This window comes from Roseateles sp. AC306 (genome assembly GCF_979253795.1).
In genome coordinates, this window is the sequence record NZ_CEEDEB010000011.1 from 21291 (window position 1) to 43007 (window position 21717).

The 21717-nt window shown below is 67.3% G+C and carries 14 protein-coding genes; 10 read left to right on the forward strand and 4 right to left on the reverse strand.

Annotated features, from left to right (window positions below):
- The first annotated feature begins 15 nt into the window (after window positions 1-15).
- From AC0IZJ_RS19745 to AC0IZJ_RS19760, 4 genes are all read left to right on the forward strand, one after another.
- Complete coding sequence (locus tag AC0IZJ_RS19745) at window positions 16-1038, forward strand: LacI family DNA-binding transcriptional regulator (protein ID WP_471853036.1); 1023 nt, start codon at window positions 16-18, stop codon at window positions 1036-1038.
- 37 nt (window positions 1039-1075) lie between these two features.
- Window positions 1076-2359, forward strand: coding sequence for a tryptophan--tRNA ligase (locus AC0IZJ_RS19750; protein WP_471853037.1), 1284 nt, complete (start codon window positions 1076-1078; stop codon window positions 2357-2359).
- A gap of 1 nt (window position 2360) precedes the next feature.
- A complete protein-coding gene (locus tag AC0IZJ_RS19755) occupies window positions 2361-2945 on the forward strand; it encodes an ECF-type sigma factor (protein WP_471853038.1) in 585 nt (194 codons plus the stop codon).
- Window positions 2946-3086: 141 nt separating this feature from the next.
- Entirely contained in the window at window positions 3087-4781 is a 1695-nt protein-coding gene (locus tag AC0IZJ_RS19760) for an AMP-binding protein (protein WP_471853039.1), read from the forward strand.
- 332 nt (window positions 4782-5113) lie between these two features.
- Here the strand turns inward: AC0IZJ_RS19760 and AC0IZJ_RS19765 are convergent, their stop codons facing one another.
- Entirely contained in the window at window positions 5114-6019 is a 906-nt protein-coding gene (locus AC0IZJ_RS19765) for a LysR family transcriptional regulator (protein ID WP_471853040.1), read from the reverse strand.
- Window positions 6020-6178: 159 nt separating this feature from the next.
- Between AC0IZJ_RS19765 and AC0IZJ_RS19770 the strand changes: the two genes are divergently transcribed.
- The 4 genes from AC0IZJ_RS19770 to AC0IZJ_RS19785 all read left to right on the forward strand — a co-directional run bounded on the left by AC0IZJ_RS19770 (window position 6179) and on the right by AC0IZJ_RS19785 (window position 16291).
- Window positions 6179-8359: a malate synthase G gene (locus AC0IZJ_RS19770; protein ID WP_471853041.1), complete on the forward strand. Its 2181-nt coding sequence runs from the start codon at window positions 6179-6181 to the stop codon at window positions 8357-8359.
- A 360-nt stretch (window positions 8360-8719) separates the two neighbouring features.
- Window positions 8720-11437 (forward strand): TonB-dependent receptor, encoded by a 2718-nt coding sequence (locus tag AC0IZJ_RS19775; protein WP_471853042.1) that lies wholly within the window; start codon window positions 8720-8722, stop codon window positions 11435-11437.
- An 812-nt stretch (window positions 11438-12249) separates the two neighbouring features.
- Window positions 12250-14964, forward strand: coding sequence for a TonB-dependent receptor (locus AC0IZJ_RS19780; RefSeq protein ID WP_471853044.1), 2715 nt, complete (start codon window positions 12250-12252; stop codon window positions 14962-14964).
- Between the two features lie 133 nt (window positions 14965-15097).
- Window positions 15098-16291 (forward strand): NAD(P)/FAD-dependent oxidoreductase, encoded by a 1194-nt coding sequence (locus tag AC0IZJ_RS19785; protein WP_471853046.1) that lies wholly within the window; start codon window positions 15098-15100, stop codon window positions 16289-16291.
- Between the two features lie 15 nt (window positions 16292-16306).
- Here the strand turns inward: AC0IZJ_RS19785 and pcaF are convergent, their stop codons facing one another.
- Genes pcaF through AC0IZJ_RS19800 form a run of 3 tightly spaced genes read right to left on the reverse strand, consistent with a single transcriptional unit; the run spans window position 16307 to window position 19709 of the window.
- Complete coding sequence (gene pcaF, locus AC0IZJ_RS19790) at window positions 16307-17509, reverse strand: 3-oxoadipyl-CoA thiolase (protein WP_471853047.1); 1203 nt, start codon at window positions 17507-17509, stop codon at window positions 16307-16309.
- On the reverse strand, window positions 17506-18918 hold the full coding sequence (locus AC0IZJ_RS19795; protein WP_471853048.1) for a 3-hydroxyacyl-CoA dehydrogenase NAD-binding domain-containing protein: 1413 nt from the start codon (window positions 18916-18918) through the stop codon (window positions 17506-17508). The genes pcaF and AC0IZJ_RS19795 overlap by 4 nt, the downstream gene beginning before the upstream one ends.
- Window positions 18915-19709: an enoyl-CoA hydratase-related protein gene (locus tag AC0IZJ_RS19800; protein WP_471853049.1), complete on the reverse strand. Its 795-nt coding sequence runs from the start codon at window positions 19707-19709 to the stop codon at window positions 18915-18917. Before AC0IZJ_RS19800 ends, AC0IZJ_RS19795 begins: the two co-directional genes overlap by 4 nt.
- A 115-nt stretch (window positions 19710-19824) precedes the next feature.
- On the opposite strand from AC0IZJ_RS19800, the gene AC0IZJ_RS19805 reads away from it, so the two are divergent.
- Window positions 19825-20895 (forward strand): sensor histidine kinase, encoded by a 1071-nt coding sequence (locus AC0IZJ_RS19805; RefSeq protein WP_471853050.1) that lies wholly within the window; start codon window positions 19825-19827, stop codon window positions 20893-20895.
- On the forward strand, window positions 20892-21650 hold the full coding sequence (locus tag AC0IZJ_RS19810) for a LytR/AlgR family response regulator transcription factor (RefSeq protein WP_471853051.1): 759 nt from the start codon (window positions 20892-20894) through the stop codon (window positions 21648-21650). Before AC0IZJ_RS19805 ends, AC0IZJ_RS19810 begins: the two co-directional genes overlap by 4 nt.
- Window positions 21651-21717 lie beyond the last annotated feature (67 nt).

Consider the following 21717-nt stretch of genomic DNA (forward strand, 5'->3'; position numbering starts at 1 on the left):
GAGAGCAGAGGGCGAATGGCAACGATCAAGGACGTGGCAAGAGTGGCAGGCGTGGGCGTGGGCACCGCCTCGCGCGTCATCAGCGGAAACGGTTCCGTCGCGCCGGCCACGGCCGAGCGGGTGCGCAAGGTCATCGCGCAGCTGAAGTTCCGCCCCTCGCACGCGGCGCGGTCCCTCGGCAATGGCACGTCTAAGCTGATCGGGGTCTACATCCCCTTCCTGCGCGGTACCTACTACACGCCCATCCTGCGCGTCATCGACCTGGTGCTGCGCGGCAAGGGCCTGCACATGGTGGTGGCCTTCGGCGAGGGCATCGAGGACGAGCGCAAGGAAACCAACGACGCGATGCGCTTCCTGCTCGACCGCGACTGCGACGGCCTCATCGTGCTGTCCAACGCCATCCAGGATGACGACATCAAGGCCCTGGGCCCGGCGGCGCGGCAGGTGGTGGTTCTGAACCGCCACTTCGACCGCATCAAGGAGCAGTGCTTCACGGCCGACCATGTGCAGGGCGGCGTGCAGGCCGCGCGCGCGCTGCTGCAGCACAAGCACAAGGACATCGCCGTTGTCTCCGGCCCGACGACCTCGCCCGACAACGTCGCGCGGCTTAACGGCTTCATGGGCGAGCTGGCGCTTCGCGGGCTGGACATGTCCAAGGTGCAGACCGTGCCTGGCGACTTCTCCAACCAGGCCGGCTGGGACGCCGCCGCCGTGCTGCTGGGCGCCAAGCGCCTGCCCACCGCCGTGTTCTGCGCCAATGACGAGATGGCCATCGGCCTGCTGGCGCATTTCCAGGAGCGGGGCGTCTCGGTGCCGCACGAGGTGTCGGTGCTGGGCTACGACGACTCCCCCAGCGCCGAGTTCGCCGCGCCGCGCCTCACCTCCGTGCACATCCCCAGCCGCGAGGTGACGCTGGCCGGCCTGAACTGGCTGCTGAACCGCTGCTACGAGGAAGAGCTGCCCGTGTCACGGCAGTTCGACATCACCGTGACCTGGCGTGCGTCAGTGGCCGCACCGCCCTCCAGAAAGCGCAGCTGACGCCACAATCCGGGCTGAACTCTCTGGCTTCAGTCCCATGTCCCAACGCGTCCTGACCGGCATCACCACGACCGGCACCCTGCACCTCGGCAACTACGTCGGCGCCATCCGCCCGGCGGTCGCCGCCAGCCGCACGGCGGGGGTGGAGAGCTTCTTCTTCATGGCCGACTTTCACGCGCTGATCAAGTGCGACGAGCCTGACCGCATCGCCCACTCCAGCCGCGCCATCGCCGCCACCTGGCTGGCCGCCGGCCTGGACCCGGAGCGCGTCACCTTCTACCGCCAGAGCGACATCCCCGAGATCCCCGAGCTGACCTGGCTGCTGACTTGCGTCACGGCCAAGGGCCAGATGAACCGGGCGCACGCCTACAAGGCCGCCGTGGACGCCGCCGTGGCGGCCGGCGAGGAGCCCGATGCCAACGTCAGCCTGGGCCTGTTCAGCTACCCGGTGCTGATGGCAGCGGACATCCTGCTGTTCAACGCCCACAAGGTGCCGGTAGGCAAGGACCAGATCCAGCACATCGAGATGGCCCGCGACGTCGGCCAGCGCTTCAACCATCTCTTCGGCAAGGGCCAGGACCTGTTCACGCTGCCCGAGGCCGTGACCGAAGCCGAGATGGAGCTGCTGCCTGGGCTGGACGGCCGCAAGATGAGCAAGAGCTATGACAACGTCATCCCGCTCTTCGAGGGCGGCAGCGCGGCGCTGAAGGAGGCGGTGGCGCGCATCGTCACCGACAGCAAGCTGCCCGGCGAGCCCAAGGACCCGGACGGTCAGGCCCTCGTCACCATCTACGACGCCTTCGCCACGCCCGAGCAGCGGAGTGCCTTCCGCGCGGCGCTGCGCGCCGGCCTGGGCTGGGGCGAGGCCAAGCAGCAGCTGGTCGCGCTGATCGAGGCGCAGATCGGGCCGATGCGCGAGCGCTACGCGGCGCTGATGAGCAATCCCGAGCAGCTCGAAGCGACGCTGCAGGCCGGTGCCGCCAAGGCCCGCGCCATCGCTGCGCCCTTCCTGCAGCGGCTGCGCGCAGCGGTGGGCCTGCGGCCTTACACGGCCACTGCGGTGACCACCCACGCCAAGGTCGAGAAAGCCGCGCTGCCGGTCTTCAAGCAGTACCGCGAGGCGGACGGCAAGTTCTATTTCAAGCTGCTGTCGTCAAGCGGCGACCTGCTGCTGCAGAGCAGCGGCTTTGAGCAAGGCCGCGAGGCCGGGCAATGGGTGGCGCGTTTGAAGCGCGAAGGTTGGGTCGCCGACGCGCCGGTGCAGCGCGAGGCCAGCGAGGCCGACATCACCGCCGCCCTCGCCGCCTTCCAGGAAGACTGACTTGGTCACCCCGCCCGCGATCACCGAGCTTCTCGCCGGCACATCGCGCGGCGAGGCGGCGGCCCTTCAGCAGCTCTATGCGGCGCTCTATCCGGAGATCAAGCGCGTGGCCCGCATCCGCCTGGCGCAGAGCGGCCATGCTGCCGGGCTGAACACCACGGCCCTCGTGCATGAAGGCTTTCTGCGCATGGCCGACCAGCAGGGCCTGCAGGGTGACACGCGCGGCCAGTTCTTCGCCTATGTCGGCCGCGTGCTGCGCTCGGTCGTCATCGACCACCTGCGCGCCGACGGCCGCGACAAGCGCGGTGGCGACGCCGTCATGGTGACGCTCTCGGCCGCCAGCGACGTGGCCGCCGTGCAGAGCCAGGCGGTCGACCTGATCGGCCTGGATCAGGCGCTGGCGCGCATGCGCGAGCTGGACCTGGGCCTCTACGAGCTGATCGAGATGATTGGCTTCGCGGGCCTGTCCATCGCCGAGGTCGCGACGCTGCGCGATGTGTCCACGCGCAGCATCAACCGCGAGCTGCTGAAGGCCCGGGCGCTGCTGCAGGAACTGCTCGGCGACCCGCCCCACACCGTCTACTGATGGCCGGCCGTCGGCGTTTCTAGAGCGGGCGCTCTACGGAATGTGGGGAGCGCGTCACGCCAAAAAGCGTTTACCCGTAGGGGCTGGCCTTTCCCGCGCGGTAACTTCGCGGATCCGAAAAGAAGCCCCCAGGAGACACCCATGGCCACCATCGCCGCCGACCAACTCGCGTTGCCACGCCTCTACCACTGGGAGCGCACTGCCGGCAGCACCGTGACGCTGACGCAACCGATGGGAGGCACCGAGGTGCGCGACTTCACCTGGGCGCAGGTGGGCGACCAGGTGCGCCGCATGGCCGCCTTCCTGAAGGCCAAGGGCGCCGCCGAGGGCTGGCCGGCCGATGCCAAGGTGGCCATCCTGTCCAAGAACTGCGCCTGGTGGCTGATGAGCGACCTCGCCATCTGGATGGCCGGTTATGTTTCCGTGCCGCTGTACCCGACGCTGGCCGCTGACACCATCACGCAGATCCTCACGCACAGCGAGGCGCGCTTCGTCTTCATCGGCAAGCTGGACGGCTGGGAGGGCATGAAGCCCGGCGTCATGCCCAGCCTGCCCGGCGCCAGCTACGCGCTGTCGCCCGACGACGTGAAGCAGAACTACGAGAGCTGGGACGCCATCTGCGCCCGCACCGAGCCGCTGAAGGGCGAGGTCGTCCGCGGCGCCAGTGAACTCTGCACGCTGATCTACACCTCGGGCACGACGGGCAACCCCAAGGGTGTGATGCACAACTTCGGCGCCTTCACCTGGGCCATCAACGAGGGCCTGCTGCGCTTCCCGATGAGCGCCAGCGACCGCATGCTGTCCTATCTGCCGCTGGCCCACGTGGCCGAGCGCGTGCTCATCGAGCATGCCTGGCTGAAGGTCGGTCTCAAGGTGTTCTTCGCCGAGTCGCTGGAGACCTTTGCCGCCGACCTGCAACGCTCGCGGCCCACCATCTTCTTCAGCGTGCCGCGGCTGTGGGTCAAGTTCCAGCAGGGCGTGCAGGCCAAGATGCCGGCGCAGAAGATGAACAAGCTGCTGCGCCTGCCCATCATCGGCGGTCTGGTGCGCAAGAAGGTGATGAAGGCGCTGGGCCTGGACCAATGCCGCATCGCCGTCGGCGGCGCCGCGCCCATGCCGGTGGCACTCCTGGAGTGGTACGCCACGCTGGGCCTGCACATCAACGAGGGCTACGGCATGACCGAGAACCTGGCGCTGTCGCACATGACGCTGCCCGGCAAGAACCAGCGCGGCACCGTCGGCCCGGCCTATGCCGGCGTGCAGACCCGCATCGACCCGGCCAACGGCGAGCTGCAGATGCGCAGCCCGGCGCTGATGATCGGCTACTACAAGGAGCCCGGCATCACCGCCGACGCGCTGACCGCCGACGGCTGGCTGCACACCGGCGACAAGGTCAGCCAGGACGCCGACGGCTGCGTGCGCATCACCGGCCGCGTGAAGGACCTGTTCAAGAGCAGCAAGGGCAAGTACGTTGCCCCCGCGCCCATCGAAGACAAGCTGGGCATGAACCCCGCCATCGAGGCCTGCTGCGTGGCCGGCGCCAACCTGAACCAGCCGCTTGGCATTGCCATGCTGTCGCCGCAGGGTTTACAGCGCGCCGCCAGCGATGCGGTCGGCCTGCAGGCCGAGCTGGCCAAGCACCTGGAAGACGTCAACGCCCGGCTGGACCCGCACGAGCAGCTCGACACCCTGATCCTCATCAAGACGCCATGGACCGTGGACAACGGCTTCATCACGCCGACCTTCAAGGTCAAGCGCAACCGGGTGGAAGAGGCGTATGCGGGCAAGTTCGACGCGTGGGTGGGCAAGCGGGCGAAGGTTCAGTTCGGGGACTGACTTCCGCCGGGAATGGATGCGCGCAGGAGGACGGGTGGACCTGATGCTTCGTTGCTCGGGCCAGCGGCCCGATCCTTCGCCAGGCACAAACAGTCCTCAGGACTGTTTGAGTCCGGGCTCAGTCCACCGGGCCGGTACGCGGCCCTCCTCCTTTACCTGCGCATCAGGCCCACCCGCCCTCCTGCTTGGCGTTGCATTGGGTTGTCGTCGCGAAAGCCGCTGGTGGACAAGCCGGGATGTGGTCGGGCGCAATTGCGCAGGTCAAGGAGGAGGTCGCGAAGCGGCCGGGGGACACGGAGCAATTGCGTCCGGCCGCGTCCCGGCGCCCCCACTCAGCTCCGCCAGTACTCCGCCCGCCCGTAGTGCCCGCGCAAATGCTCCACCCACAACCTCACCCGCAGCGGCAGGTGGCGTGACTGCGGGAACACCGCGTAGATGCCGTTGGGTGGCGCGGCAAAGTCGTCCAGCACGCTGACCAGCCTGCCGGCTGCGATGTCGGCCTCCACTTCCCAGGTGCTGCGCCAGGCCAGGCCCAGACCGGCCACGCACCAGTCGTGCAGCACCTGTCCATCGCTGCAATCCAGCCGCGCACTCAGGCGCAGGTGTTGCACGGCGCCGTCGATCTGGAAGGCCCAGCCGCGCGTCTGGCTGGCTTCGGAGCTGAGCGTCAGACAGGCGTGACGCGCGAGGTCGTCGGGGTGCTTGGGCGTGCCGGCGCGCTTCAGATAGCCGGGCGTGGCGACGCACAGGCGGCGGTTGTCGGCCAGGCGGGTACTGACGAGGCTGGAGTCTGGCAGGTCGCCCACGCGCACCGCGCAGTCGAAGCCTTCATGAACGATGTCGACAACGCGGTCGCTGAGGTTGAGCGACAGGCTCAGTTCGGCGTGTTCCGCCAGGAAGCCGGGCACCAGCGGCGCGACATGGCGGCGGCCGAAGCCGGCCGGGGCGGTCACGCGCAGATGGCCGCTGGCCTTGAGGCCGCCGGCGCTGACGGCCGCTTCGGCGTCGGCCAGCGCGGCGATGAGGCGCTGGCAGTCCTCCAGGAATGCCTGGCCTTCGGCCGTCAGCGTCAGGCGCCGCGTCGTGCGCAGCATCAGCTTGACGCCTAGCCGCGCCTCCAGCGCGTCCAGCCGCCGGCCCATGACGGCGGGCGCCACGCCCTCGGCCTGCGCCGCCGCCGTCAGGCTGCCCTTGGCCGTGACGAGCACGAAGGACTCGATCTGCTTGAGCTTGTCCATGCCTTGATTGTGCTGGGTTGCCGATGCAAAGAACGCCATTCCGGGCACGATCCATGCGTCCAAGTCACAGATGAATGGCGTGCCGCACAGGGAATCCCGACACGGCGGAGCGCTAGATTTCGGCATCCGTGTTTTGCTCTTCTGCCTGGAGTCCGCCCCATGTCCACCGCCAGCCGCACCACCCGCCAACGCCTGCAGGTCGACACCGACCTGGCCCGCTTCATCGACACCGAAGTGCTACCCGGCACGGGCATCGCCGCCGATGTGTTCTGGGCCGGCTTCAGCAAGCTGGCCCACGAGCTGGCGCCGATGAACCGCGCCCTGCTGGCCGAACGCGACCGCCTGCAGGTCGAGCTGGACGCCTGGCACGAGGCCCACCCGGGCCCCATCACCGACATGCCGGCCTATCGCGGCTTCTTGACCCGCATTGGCTACCTGGTCGAGCCACCCGCCCAGGTGCAGGCCACCACCGCGAACGTCGACGCCGAGCTTGCGCTGCAGGCCGGCCCGCAGCTCGTCGTGCCCATCCTGAATGCGCGCTATGCGCTGAACGCGGCGAATGCGCGTTGGGGTTCGCTGTACGACGCGCTGTACGGCACCGATGCCATCTCCGAAGCCGACGGCGCGACCCGTGACGGCGCCTACAACCCCGTGCGCGGCGCCAAGGTCATCGCCTTCGCCCGCCAGGTGCTGGACCAGGCCGCGCCGCTGGCCGAAGGCTCGCACAGCCAGGCCGTGGAATACCGCATCGAAGGCGATCAGCTGTCCGTCACGCTGGCCTCCGGCGACGTGACCGGCCTGGCCGATGCGGGCACTTTCGCCGGCTATCAAGGCTCACCCGACGCTCCGAGCAGCCTGCTGCTGGTGCACCACGGCCTGCACCTGGACGTGCGCATCGACCGCGAGACCCTCATCGGCCGCAGCGACCCCGCCGGCATCAGCGACGTGGTGCTGGAGTCCGCGCTGTCCACCATCCTCGACCTGGAAGACTCCGTCGCCGCCGTCGATGCCCAGGACAAGCTGCTCGCCTATCGCAACTGGCTGGGCATCCAGCAGGGCACGCTGACCGAGGAGGTGGCCAAGGGCGGCAAGAGCTTCACGCGCCGCCTGAACGCCGACCGCGTCTACACGGCGCCGGGCGGCAGCGGCACGGTCACACTGCACGGCCGCTCGCTGATGTTCGTGCGCAATGTCGGCCACCTGATGACCAACCCGGCCATCCTGCTGGACGACGGCAGCGAGATTCCGGAAGGCATCATGGACGCGGTCGTCACGACGACCATCGCGATGCATGACTTGCAGCGCCGGGGTAACAGCCGCACGGGCTCCGTCTACATCGTCAAGCCCAAGATGCACGGCCCGGCCGAGGTCGCGTTTGCCGCCGAGCTGTTCACCCGCGTCGAGCAGCTGCTGGGGCTGCCCGACAGCACCGTCAAGCTGGGCATCATGGACGAGGAGCGCCGTACCTCGGTCAACCTGAAGGCCTGCATCGCCGCCGCCGCCAGCCGCGTGGCCTTCATCAACACCGGCTTCCTGGACCGCACCGGCGACGAGATGCACACCGCCATGCGTGCCGGCCCGATGCTGCGCAAGGGCGACATGAAGACGTCCAGCTGGATCACCGCCTACGAGCGCAGCAACGTGCTGACCGGCCTGGCCTGCGGCCTGCGTGGCCGCGCCCAGATCGGCAAGGGCATGTGGGCCATGCCCGACCTGATGGCGGCGATGCTCGAACAGAAGATCGCCCATCCCAGGGCGGGCGCCAACACCGCCTGGGTGCCGTCGCCCACCGCGGCGACCCTGCATGCGCTGCACTATCACCGGGTCAACGTCGCCGCCGTGCAACAGGAGCTCGAGAAGATCGACCTCGCGGCCGAAAGCGGCGGGCTGCTCGATGCGCTGTTGACCATCCCCGTGGCCCCGAGCGCCGACTGGACGCCGGAACAGCGCCAGCAGGAGCTGGACAACAACGTGCAGGGCATCCTGGGCTACGTCGTGCGCTGGGTGGACCAGGGTGTGGGCTGCTCCAAGGTGCCCGACATCAACGGCATCGGCCTGATGGAAGACCGCGCCACGCTGCGCATCAGCAGCCAGCACATCGCCAACTGGCTGCGCCACGGTGTGGTGAGCGCCGAACTGGTGCGCGAGACCTTCACGCGCATGGCCCGGGTGGTGGACGGCCAGAACGCTGGTGACCCGGCCTACCTGCCGCTGACCGCCAACCCCGAAGGCGCGGCGATGCAGGCGGCGCTGGATCTGGTTTTCAAGGGTGAGGCGCAACCGAGCGGGTATACGGAGCCGTTGTTGCACGCGTGGCGCCTGCGGGTGAAGGTCGCCTGACGCCTGGTGGCGGCCTCGGCTAGCCAGCCGGGGAATCCATCGACGCACCGCACCCTTCCGAATGAAGGGGATGGAGTGTTGCTTTCCGGCATATTCATGCTGGACCGCCACCGCGCGTTGTTGCCCGTGAGCCACATAACAGCGGCGGCCCGCCCGCTCGCGCCTCCGGGTTTGTACTTGCATCGGCCAAAAACGGTGCACTCCGGAGGCCAGTGACCGCTCAATTGGGACGAACCCGCAAAGCGGTACAGAAAACTTTCCTCACACTTCCTCACGCGCTTCCCGGCAACACCGCCGGGCTGGACTACCGCTTGCGACCCACCAGGTGGCAAGTTTGCCCTTACCGTTAGGAGTTGATGAATGTTCAAACGTCATGCCGTCGGCGCAGCTGCGCTGGCCTGTCTTGCAGCCGCTACCCAACCGGCCTTTGCCCAACAATCGCTGGAACGCGTCGAAATCACAGGTTCCGCGATCCGGCGTTCCATCAATGATGAAGGCGCTCTGCCCATCACTGTTGTAAAGGTCGACGACCTGCGCCAGCAAGGCGTCACCAGCGTCGAAGGCATCATGGAGTTGCTGTCGGCCAGCCAGTCCAGCACGCCGGGCACGAACTCCATTGGTTCCGGCACTGGCGGTGCCGCCTACGCCAACCTGCGCGCGCTGGGCAGCAACAAGACCCTGGTGCTGCTGAACGGCCGCCGCATGACCTCGTTCGCCTTCGACGCCAACGCCGTCGATCTGAACTCCATTCCGTTTGCGGTCATCGAGCGCGTCGAAGTGCTGCGTGACGGTGCATCCGCTGTCTACGGCACCGACGCCATCGGTGGCGTGATCAACTTCATCACCAAGTCCAACTACCGCGGCGGCCAGTTCGTCATCGAGGCAAGCAAGCCCCGCCAGGAAGGCGGCAAGAAGGAAGGCGCCTCCGTCACCTTCGGCTTTGGCGACCTGGAAAAGGACAAGTTCAACATCTGGGCATCGCTGGACAGCCGCCGCCAGCAGGGCGTGCATGCCCTGGACCGCGACTTCGGCAAGACCGGCATCATCCCGAGTCGCGGCGTCAACGGCAACTCGGGCACGACCTTCCCGGGCAACTTCACTGGCAGCTTCATCGTGCCGGTGTCCACGGACTTCCCGACCGGCCGCGAGAGCCGCTCGTTCAACCCGAGCGCACCCGGCTGCGCCGCGCCTCTGTCGCTGCCGAACCCGAGCAATGCCAATGCATGCGTGTTCGACTTCAGCTCGACGATCGACATCATTCCCGACACCAAGCAGACGACGCTCACAGGTCGCGCAGCATTCCGGCTGGCCGAAGACCACACGCTGACGATCGAAGGCCTGGCGACCGAAAACCGCAACACCTCGCGCGTGGCACCGGATCCGGTGTCCGGCATCACCATCAACCCAGGCAACCCGGCTTATCCAATCGGCGTGCCCAACCTGGACACGACCAAGCCCATCAACGTCGGCTGGCGCATGGTGCCCGCCGGCCCGCGGACGAACGAGGCCAATGCCGAAGCCAAGCGCGCGGTCGTTGACCTCAGCGGCGTCATCGCCAGCTGGGACTACCGCCTGGGCGCCATGCTGTCGCGCAGCACCGCAAACGATGCAGCCGTTGACGGCTACGTGAGCGTGCCCTTCGTGCGTGCCCAGGTCGCCGCCGGCAACCTCAACCCCTTCCGTGCCGCCACTGCGGCCGAACTTGCCGTCATCCAGCAGGCCAAGCGCAAGGGTGTGTTCGGCTTCGCCTCGGGCGAGACCAAGGGCTTTGACGTGCGCGCCAGCCGCGAACTGTTCGACCTGCCCGGTGGCGCAGCCGCGCTCGCCCTGGCCGGCGAAGTTCGCAAGGAAAACTACCGCTTCGACACCAACGACGACGTTGTCACCAATATCCCGTCGGCCGGCCGCTCGATCAATCACAAGAGCGGCGACCGGACGGTCAAGGCCTATGGCGCCGAGCTGCTGCTGCCTGTCTTGAAGAACGTCGAAATCCAGCTTGCGATCCGCACCGACGACTACTCGGACGCAGGCAAGTCAACAAATCCCAAGATCGGCATTCGCTTCCAGCCCATGAAGGAAGTCGTGCTGCGCGGCTCCTACAACACGGGCTTTCGGGCTCCTGGCCTGGATGACCTGAACGCGCCACAAACGGTGACCTTCTCTGCCGGCGCCAAGAACGACCCGGTGCTGTGCGACTCGGCCGGCAAGGCCATCCCATCCAAGGGTGGCGTGCAAAGCCGCGACTGCGGCCTGCAGCCTCAGGTTCAAAACGGCGGCAACCCCAACCTGAAGCCGGAGAAGTCCAAGACCTTCACGATCGGCGCGGCTTTCGAGCCGATGAAGGATCTGACGTTCTCGGTCGATTACTGGAGCATCGACCTGCGCGATCAGATCAATGTTCTGCCGCTGGACACCATCATTGCCGACCCGACCCGCTACGCCGCGAACTTCGTGCGTTGCAACACACTGTCAGTTGCCATCCAGAACACCCTGAACCGCTGCTCCGGGCTGGACAACAACAGCCCCGCCATTGGCTACATCATTCAGCTCAACGACAACATCGGCAAGATCAAGACCAAGGGCTTCGATTTCTCGGCGGGCTACAACCTGAAGCTCGGCGGCCTGGGGGCGCTTGCGCTGGCCTACGACGGCACGTACGTGAAGAGCTACAAGTACCAGACCAACCCGAGCGATCCGTTCAAGGAAAACGTCGGCATCTACAGCGATGGCAACCCGGTCTTCGAGTGGAAGCACAACCTCGCCGCTGCCTGGTCGCTTGACAAGCTTGGCGCCCGCATCAGCATGCGCCACCTGAGCGGCTACCGCGACCAAAACGATGCCGCCACCGTCGTGGGCGGTGCAACGTTCTACGGCGATGTGGACGCCTACACGCTGGTCGACGCATCGGCCACGTACAAGTTCACCAAGCTTTCGTCGCTGACCATCGGCGTCAAGAACCTGTTCGATAAGGACCCACCGTTCTCGAACCAGTCCACCCGCTCGCAGCGTGGCTATGACCCGCGCTACACCGACCCGCTGGGTCGCGCGTTCTTCGTGCGCGCCGCCTACGGCTTCTAAGGCGACGGCGCAAGGCCCGCCTCGGCGGGCCGGATGAGATGGTCACCCCATCTCATGTTTGCCCTGAACACCCCGGTGACATAGGTTTCCGGGGTGTTCTTCTTTGTGGCGGAGGTCATCATGGACTCTGTAACCATGGTTGGCATCGATTTGGGCAAGCCTTCGTTTCACTAGCAAGGCCAGACCGCAAGGGTCCGGCGTTGCTCCGCGGAAACTCAATCGCAAGCAACTCGTCGAGTTCTTCACCAAGTTACCTCTGCACGACCGTGAGGTCGAGAAGCAGCTGAGCCATCAAATCGACGAGGACGATCTTGGCCAACGACTCAGGACTCTGCCGAAGCTCTTGAAGCCGCGAGGGGTCGCCGTCGCGGCGTTCGCAGAACCCAGCGCAAGCGCAACAGATCGAAGCGTGAATCTGCACAGCAATTTGCAGCCACAAGGACATTGCTGTCTCATTGCTGACACAAACCGCTCACCAGATTAGAGCTTGCACAAACGAAAAAGACGCGCACCAATTAGCAGCGCCGCAAAAAAATCAAGTGCCATCAGTCACTTATGAGTTAGTTGGCGATCGCCAGGACCTGCGGCCGCACCGGGCACCCCGCCATTGCACGCCGCCCCCTGACTTTCCCTGAGCGTCCTCGACCATTCCTCCTTCTGACAATCCAGCGAATTCCATAGCGGAATGAGGGTGTAGACGCCCGATCGGGTGGCTCGCGCGGTGTCAATGGCCTATCGGCCCATTTGGAGTTCACATGCACAAACGAAACCTGCTCTCTACCGCTGTCACGGTAGCCTTTGGGCTGATTGCCTTGCCTACCTTTGCACAGACGACGCCAGACCAACTCGAGCGCGTCGAGGTCACCGGCAGCTCGATCAAGCGCATTGCAGCCGAAGCGTCCGTTCCCGTGCAGACCTTCTCGCGCAAGGACATTGAGAAGTCGGGCGTCACCACCGTGACGGACTTCATCCAACAACTGCCCGTCATGCAGGGCTTCACCGTGTCGGCGGACTCGGTGGGCGGCGGGGGCGGCGGCATTACCACCGCGTCCATCCATGACGTGGGCGAGCAATACACCTTGGTGCTGTTGAACGGCCGCCGCCTGGCACCGGCCACGTCGGGCACGACCATCGACCTGAACTCCATTCCCCTTGCGGCCATCGAGCGCATCGAGGTGCTGACCGACGGCGCCTCGGCGCTTTATGGTGCGGACGCCATTGCCGGTGTCGTCAATTTCATCCTGAAGAAAGGCGCGGCGCCCTTTACCTTCACGGCCCGAGCCTCCAAGACCCAGCATGGCGGCGGTGGGCAAAAGAACTTCTCCATCAGCAAGGGCTGGGGTGATGTCGACCGTGACGGCTACTCGCTCTTCGCAACGCTCAGCTACGACCGTCAGCGGCAGCTCAAGGCCTCGCAGCGCGACTTCGCCAGGACTGGCATCATCGAGTTCAAGGACCAGCAAGGCCGCCAGCTGACCTTCTTCAACGGCTCATCGCGCTCGATCCCGCCCAATGTGGACGTGCGTTATCTCAATCCAACGACAGAGAATCCGAACCAGGTCAGCACCGTCTCTTTCAGCCCCTATCTGGAAACGAACGGCAACTGCCCGGCCGCCCACGTCGCTATTGGTCGGCAGTGCTTCTTCGACTACACCACCTCCGTCGAGATCGCTCCGGAGCAGGAGCGCAAGAGTCTGTTCGTAACGTCGCAGCTGCGCTTGAACTCCGACCTGCGTCTGTTCGGCGAATTGGCCTACACCGACGTCAGTACGCTGGCCCGTATCGCACCGTATCCGGCAGAGTTCGGTCTTTCGTCCAGCCATCCTTACTTCGCCAAGTACATCGCGCCCAGTCTGACAGCGGCCCAACTGGCCAACATGCAATCGGTCAACGTCAAGTACCGGCTGTACGACATGGGCAACCGCGCCTACGACTACGCCGCCAAGTCAACGCACGCTGTGGCGGGGATCGAAGGCATGGTCGCGGGCTGGGACGGTTCCGCGTCGCTCACCTACTCGACCCAAAAGCAGCCACAGAACTACGTCGGCGGCTTCCCGTTGGCCGACAAGTTCAACGCCGCCATCCAGGCGCAGCAGTTCGATCCCTTCCCATACACGCTGGGGACAATGCCGCAAGCGCAACTCGACGCGCTGCGCAGCACCCAGTACATCGGCAACTACAACACCACGACCATCAAGATGGTCGGCGTTCAAGCCAATGCGTCGCGTGAGGTCTTCCAGCTTCCGGGCGGCGCTGCCATGCTGGGCCTGGGAGCCGATGTCCGCACCAGCTCCTTCGAGCTGCGTGCCAACAAGGCTGTGGCCAATGCCGAGATCCTCTTTGACGACCCACAGGCCGAGTACGACCTGAGCCGCAAGAGCGCAGGCGTGTTCGCAGAACTTGTCATGCCCATTACCAAGACGCTGGAGCTGTCCGGCGCGGCACGCTTCGACAACTATTCCGGTGTGTCCAACAAGATTGACGGCAAGGACTACGGCACGAGCCAACGCGCCGGCACCTACAAGGTCAGCGGCCGCTATTCGCCCACCAAGGAACTGGTGATGCGCGCGTCCTACGGCACCGGATTCCGGCTCGCCTCGATGGTGGAAATCGCCCAGCCGCAGGTGGACTTCGGCGTCACCGGTGGCAGCTACAAGTGCCCGTTCAACGGGGCATACGACCCGTTGGGCTACTTCGGCAAGGGCTATGTCTGCACCGACAACCAGCACGAAGTCTTCAACGGCGGCAATCCTGACCTGAAGCCCGAGAAGTCCAAGCAGTGGACCGTCGGCATAGTGTTTGAGCCTAGCCCGGGCATGTCGGTGGGTCTGGACTTCTGGAGCGTGCGCATCAAGAACGCAGTGCAGCGGCCCGACGAAGCGCTGTACTTCTCAGACCCTGCGACCTACCTGAGCTCGTTCACCACCAAGTTCAAGTCATCCAATAACCTGACCTACGTGGCCATCAATCAAGTACCGGTCAATATTGGTCGCGTGCAGAACGAAGGCCTCGACTGGGATCTCCGCGGCCGCACCACGTTCGACATGGGCACGATGACGGCCCGTATCGGCGGCACCCACCTGCTCAAGTCGCGCTACACACTGCCGGGCACGAGCAACCAATGGGAAACGAGCCTGGGCCGCTACGGGAGCAACGCTGCGGTGAGTTTCCGCAACGTCATCTCAGCGTCACTGGGAATGGAAATGGGGACCGTCACCAACAGCGTGTCCATGAACTTCCGCAGTGGCTACAAGGACATCTTCCACGACGAGGAAAACTGCGCCGTGGACGACGGTGTGGATTGCATCCCGACCGCGCTGGATGTGCCGAAGTACTACACCTTCGACTGGCAGACGAAGTGGACGGCGATGAAGGGCTTGGACCTGACTTTCGGCATCAGCAACCTCACGGATGAGAAGCCGCCCCTGTCGCTGCGCAACACCGGCTCGCATCAGCTCGGGTACGACCCGCGCTATGCCAGCCCGCTGGGCCGCACTTACTACTTGCAGGCCGCCTACAAGTTCTGACGGCCGGCTAGGACGGGTCCAAGGGGCGTCGAAAGACGCCCTTTTTCTTTGTTCCTTCGGGGCTCCAAACCGCCAAGCTCCGCCATCCGGCGCTGCCCGACAATCGGCCACCTGCCAACCCAGTTTTCAATCGATGCCTGTTGACGTCCTCATCATCGGCGCCGGCCCCGCCGGCAGCGCCTGCGCACGGGTGCTGGCTCAGGCCGGCATCGAGGTGCTGCTGATCGACCAGCACCACCAAGGCCGCGACAAGATCTGCGGCGACGGCCTGATTCCCGATGCGCACAAGGCGCTGGCACGGCTGGGGCTGCTGGATGACGTGATGCGGCGCGCCGAGCCCGTGGCCCATGTCGGCTGCATCGGCCCGCGCGGCGGGCGCATCGACGTGCCGGGCACGCTGGCGGTGCTGCCCCGCAAGGAACTAGACGCGCTGCTGCTGCAGGCGGCGCGCGACGCCGGCGCACGCTTCGAGCAGGCGCGCTTCGAGGCGCCGCTGGAGGCGGACGGCCGTGTCGTCGGCGCGCGGCTCAAGCGCGGCGACGAGATCGTCGAGGTGGCGGCGCGCTGGGTCGTGCTGGCGACGGGTGCCGTGCCCAAGGCGCTGACCGCCGCCGGCATGTGCGAGCGGCACACGCCCAGCGGCGTGGCCCTGCGCGGCTACGTGAAGGCACCGCAGATGGTGGGCAAGATCAAGGCGCTCGAAGTGGTGTGGGACAAGGCGGTGCAGCCGGGCTATGGCTGGATCTTCCCGGCACCGGATGGTCACTTCAACATCGGCGTCGGCGTGACGAACAGCCACCGCGACCTGGGTGGCGGCAAGGGCGTCAAGAAGGACGTCAATCTGCGCGCCATCTTCGATGCCTTCGTCGAGAAGTACGCGCCGGCGGCCGAGCTGATGCGCGTGGGCGAACTGGTGGGCGAACTGAAGGGCGCGCCGCTGCGCTGCACGCTGACGGGTGCGAAGTGGTCGCGGCCCGGCCTGCTGGTGACGGGCGAGGCGGCGGGCTCGACCTACTCCTTCACCGGCGAAGGCATCGGCAAGGCGATGGAGACCGGCATGCTGGCGGCGGATGCCATCCTGGCCCACACCGACGATGCCGCCGCGCGCGCGGCCTACGAGGCCGGGCTGACGGCGCTCAAGCCCAAGTTCGATCTCTACGAGCGCGCCAATCGCGTCAACGCCCATCCATGGCTGGCGGACCTGCTGATCTGGCGCGCCAAGAAGAGTCCGCGGCTGCTCAAGCGCATGAGCGGCGTGCTCAACGAGACCAGCAACCCGGGCAACCTGGTGAGCGTCAAGGGCATCAGCCGACTCTTCTTCGAGTAAGCCTGATCAAGGCCATCAGGCTCTTTCAATGACGAGGGCAATGCCTTGCCCCACGCCGATGCACATCGTGCACAGCGCGTAGCGGCCGCCGGTCACTTCCAGCTGGTTGATCGCCGTCGTGACCAGCCGCGCGCCACTGGCACCGAGCGGGTGGCCCAGCGCAATAGCGCCGCCGTTGGGGTTCACGCGGGCGTCATCGTCCGCCAGGCCCAGGTCGCGCAGCACGGCCAGGCCCTGCGCCGCAAAGGCTTCGTTGAGCTCGATGACATCCATCTGCGCGAGCGTGAGGCCAGTCAGCGCCAGCACCTTGCGAGTGGCCGGCGCCGGGCCGATGCCCATGATGCGCGGCGCCACGCCGGCCGTGGCCATGCCGACGACGCGCGCGCGCGGCGTGAGGCCATGGCGCGCGGCTTCGGCCTCGCTGGCCAGCAGCAGCGCGCAGGCGCCGTCGTTGACGCCGCTGGCATTGCCGGCCGTAACGACCCCGTCCGGCCTGACGATGCCCTTGAGCTTGGCGAGCACCTCGATGCTGGTCTCGCGCGGGTGCTCGTCGAGCAACACGCGCAGCGGCTCGCCCTTCTTCTGCGGCACGTTCACGGGCACGATCTCGCGCTCGAAGAAACCGCGCTGCTGCGCTGCGATGGCCTTGCGTTGCGAGGCCAGGGCCATGCGGTCCTGGGCCTCACGCTCGATGCCGAAATCGGCCGCCACGTTCTCGGCCGTCTCTGGCATGGCGTCCACGCCGTAGGCTGCCTTCATCGCCTTGTTGACAAAGCGCCAGCCGATGGTGGTGTCGTAGATCGCGTTGGCGCGGCTGAAGGCGCTCTCGGCCTTGGGCATGACGAAGGGCGCGCGGCTCATGCTCTCCACGCCGCCAGCGATCAGCAGCCCGGCCTCACCGGCGCGGATGGCGCGCGCGGCCGTGCCGACTGCATCCAGGCCCGAGCCGCACAGGCGGTTCACAGTCATGCCGGGCACGCCCACCGGCAGGCCGGCCAGCAGCGCCGCCATGCGGGCGACATTGCGGTTGTCCTCGCCGGCCTGGTTGGCGCAGCCGTAGAGGACGTCTTCCACCGCCGCCCAGTCGACGTGCGCGTTGCGCGCCATCAGCGCCTTGATCGGCAGCGCGGCGAGATCGTCGGCGCGGATGGACGACAGCGCGCCGCCGTAGCGGCCGAAGGGCGTGCGAACGGCGTCGCAGATGAATGCGTGGGTCATTTGAGGTAGGGCGACACGCGGTAACGCTCGCCTCGGTAGTGTTGGTCGAGCCGATCAAGCAGTGCGGCGACAGGCCCGGCCTCCCAGAAGGCCAGCCATTCAAACGGTCCGGCCGGATAGTTGACGCCGAGCTTCATCGCCGCGTCGGCACCGGCCTCGTCGCAGACGCCTTGCTGCACCGCGTCGGCTGCCTCGTTGATGAGCATCGCAATCGTGCGCGCGACGACGAGGCCGGGCAGGTCTGCGACTTCGCGCGGCACCAGGCCCAATCGGGTCAGCCAGGCGGCGGCGGCGGAGTCGCCCGCGTAGGCGATATCGCCGACCGGCGCGAGCGGCAGGTCGAAGACGGCCGTGCCCGGGCCGAACTCGGCGGCGCGGCGGCCATCGGTCAGGCGCAGCTGGCAGCCATCGGCGGTCATGCCGATCCAGTCGCTGTCCAGTTCGCGCAGCGCCTCGGGCAGGTTGGCGACAAAGCGTTCGGCCAGCGCGCCGCGGCCATGCACGACGACCCGGCCGGCGCGCGGCGGCGCGATGCTGATGATGGGCAGGGCGGGTGCACCTTCGGGATGGCGATAGAAGCCCCGCCCACTCTTGCGGCCGAGATAACCGGCGTCGACCAGCTCCTGCTGCACCAGCGACGGCGTGAAGCGGCGGTCGAAGAAATTGGCGGCGAAGACCGAATTCGTCACCGCGAAGTTGGTGTCGTGGCCGATCAGGTCCATCAGCTCGCAGGGGCCCATGCGGAAACCTGCCGCGCGCAGGCAGGCGTCGATCAACTCGGGCGTCGCCGCGCGCTCCTGCAACAGCATCAACGCCTCGGCGTAGTAAGGGCGGGCGATGCGGTTGACGATGAAGCCAGGCGTAGAGCGGGTGTGCACGGCGGTCTTGCCCCAACGGCCGGCGAGGTCGAAGACGGCCTGCGCGACATCGGGTGACGTGCCGAGGCCGGAGACGACCTCGACCAGCTTCATCAGCGGCACAGGGTTGAAGAAGTGCATGCCCACCAGGCGCTCGGGCTTTCTCATGCCGCGCGCCAGCGCCGTGACCGAGATGGACGAGGTGTTGGTGGCGATGACGGCCTCGGGCGCCAGAAGCGCCTCCAGCTCGGCGAACAGCGCGCGCTTGGTGTCGAGGTTTTCGACGATGGCCTCGATGACGAGGTCCACCGGCGCAAGCGCGTCCACCGGCGTGATCCGGGCCAGCGCAGCCTGCGCGGCTTCACTCGTCAGCCTGCCCTTGTCGACGAGGCCGCCGAGCGTCTGCGCGAGCTTGGCCTTGGCGGCCTCGGCGGCGCCGGCGCGGGCGTCGAACAGCAGGACTTCGTGGCCGGCCTGGGCGGCGACCTGGGCGATGCCGGCACCCATCAGGCCGGCGCCGACGACGAGGATGCGGGCGTTGTCGAGGGTCATTCGGGAGGTGTCCAGTTCGGTTTGCGCTTGGCGAGAAAGGCCGCGAAGCCCTCGCGGGCTTCGGGCGTGGTGCGCACGCGGGCAATCGTCTGTGCGGTCAGCTCGCGCACCTCGGCCGTGACGGCGCCGGGCGCAAGGCTCGCGTAGAGCTGCTTGATCTCGACCAGAGCTTGCGGCCCACAGGCGAGCAGGTCAGTCACCAAGGCGTCGACGGCGGTATCCAGGCCGTCGACCGGCACCGCGCGTTGCACGAGACCAAGGCGCAAGGCCTCGTCCGCACCGAAGCGGGCCGCCGTCAGTGCCAGCCGCCGCGCCTCGCGCAGGCCCACGGCATTGACCAGATGCGGGCCGATGACGGCGGGCAGGATGCCCAGCCGCGCCTCGCTGACGGAGAAGCTTGCCGCCTCCGACGCGACGGCCATGTCGCAGGCCGCCACCAGCCCCACGCCGCCGCCCAGGGCCGCGCCCTGCACGCGCGCAATGGTCGGTTTGGGGCATTCGGCAATGCGCGCCAGCATGGCGGAGAAGCGCCGCGCATCAGCGAGGTTGTCGCCTTCGGACGCGGCAGCGGCGCGCTGCATCCATTGCAGGTCGGCGCCGGCGCTGAAGTGCTTGCCGGCGCCCGCCAGCACGATGGCGCGCACGCTGTCGTCGCTGCCCAGCTGCGCGAAGGCCGCGTCCAGCTCGGCGATCAGCGTCTCGTCGAAGGCGTTGAACACGGCGGGCCGGTTCATCGTCAGCACGGCCACGCCATGGCTGCGGCGTTGCAGGTCAAGTGAAATCCAGGGCATGCCGGCATTCTTGCACCGCACTTGTCTAGACAGCCTCCCTGCCGTTCACGCATCCAGGCCCGCCATTCGCCGCACGGCCCCACCGCCGGCCGGGGGGCCTCCTAGACTGCGCTCCATGGCATCCGAACCTACCCCCAAGAGCCCGCGCCGCTTCCCGGACTGGGTGCGCTGGCTGCTCTATCCCGGCTCGCAGCGGGTGTTCACGGCGGAGGAGATGGCGCGCGCCGGCAGTCGGCCCTGGCCCCATGCCATCGACCACTACGTCTACGGCAACGCCGTGCTGCTGATGGCCATCTTCACCCACGAGATGCCACGGGGCATGCGGCCGGTGATCTGGTCCGGCGTGCTGATCACCGCCTGGGCGTCGCTCGCAGTCGCACATGCCCTCTGGCGCTCGCCCACCCGCAAGCGGCTGAACCTGGCCTGCTACGGCGCCGCCGTGGTGCTCGCGCTGGTCACCCTGCCGCTGATCAAGTCCGGCTGGCGCGAGCAGGTGGTCGGCGGCACGCCGCTGCTGCTGGCGGTGCTGACGGCCGTGCTGTCGGGCTGGTGGATCGTGACCATCTACCGTGTCGACCAGATCGAAGCGCGGCTGCGCGAGCTGGCCGAGCAGGACGCCGCGTTGCGCCTGTCCACCCGCCTGGCGGCGGCGCAGATCCAGCCGCATTTCCTCTTCAACACGCTGGCCTCGCTGCAGCACTGGGTGGAGACCGGCGACCGCCGCGCCGCGCCGCTGCTGCGCGACTTCACGGCCTATCTGCGGGCCACGCTGCCGATGTTCGAGCGCGAGCTGCAGCCGCTGGCCGACGAGATGGAGATGGTGAAGCGCTACCTGGCCATCATGCAGGCGCGGCTGGGCGCGCGGCTGGACTTCAGCATCGACGTGCCGGCTGACGCAGACCTGCAGTTGCCGCCGGGCCTCGTGTTGACCCTGGTGGAGAACGCCATTGCCCACGGCATCGAGCCGCAGCTGAGCGGCGGGCGCATCGCCATCGCCGGCCGCCGCGACGAAGACCGACTCGTGCTGACGGTGCGCGACGACGGCCCCGGCCTGACCCCCGGCTGGAGCGATGGCGTGGGCCTGGCCAACACGCGCCGCCGCCTTGCCCAGGCCTGCCCCGCCTGCACCTTGACCCTGGCCGACGCCGCCCCCGGCTGTGTCGCCACACTGACGCTGATGCCATGAACCCCATCACCGCCCTGATCGCCGACGACGAGGAAGCGCCCCGCGAGCAACTGCGCGCGGCGCTTGCCCGCCTGTGGCCCGAGCTGAAGCTCGTCGCCGCCAGCACCAATGGCGCCGATGCCTGGGACGACTGCCTGGCGCACGAGCCGACCATCGCCTTCCTGGACATCCGCATGCCCGGCCTCACCGGCCTGGAGGTGGCGCGCCGGCTCTCGGCGCTGGCCGCACCGCCGCTGATCGTCTTCGTGACTGCCTTTGACGACCATGCGCTGGCCGCGTTCGATGCCGGGGCGGTGGACTATGTGCTCAAGCCCATCGACGACGAACGCCTCGCCCAGGCGCTGGCCAAGCTGCGCGCGCGGCTCGCAAAGCCGGCGCCCGACACGGCGGCTTTGCAGCGCCTGCTGGCGGGCCTGGTCCAACACAGGCCGATGGCCCGCCCCATCCAGGCCAGCGTGGGCCGCGAGGTGCAGCTGATCCCGCCCGAGGACGTCATCTACTTCGAGGCCGACGCGCGCTACACCCGCGTGGTGCACACGGGCGGCGAGGCGCTGATCCGCACGCCGCTGCGCGAGCTGCTGACCCAGCTCGACCCGGAGCAGTTCTGGCAGATCCACCGCAGCGTGCTCGTCAACAGCCGCTGCCTCGCGCGCGCCATCCGCGTGGACGAAGGGACGATGGTGGTCACGCTGCGCGGCCGGGACGAGAAGCTGCCGGTGTCGCGGCAGTTCCAGGCGCTGTTCAAGGGTCAATAAAGGGCAAAGGTCGGGGCAAACCCTGGCAGATGCCGGAGGGCGAGTTCGGACAATCCGCGCCACTACA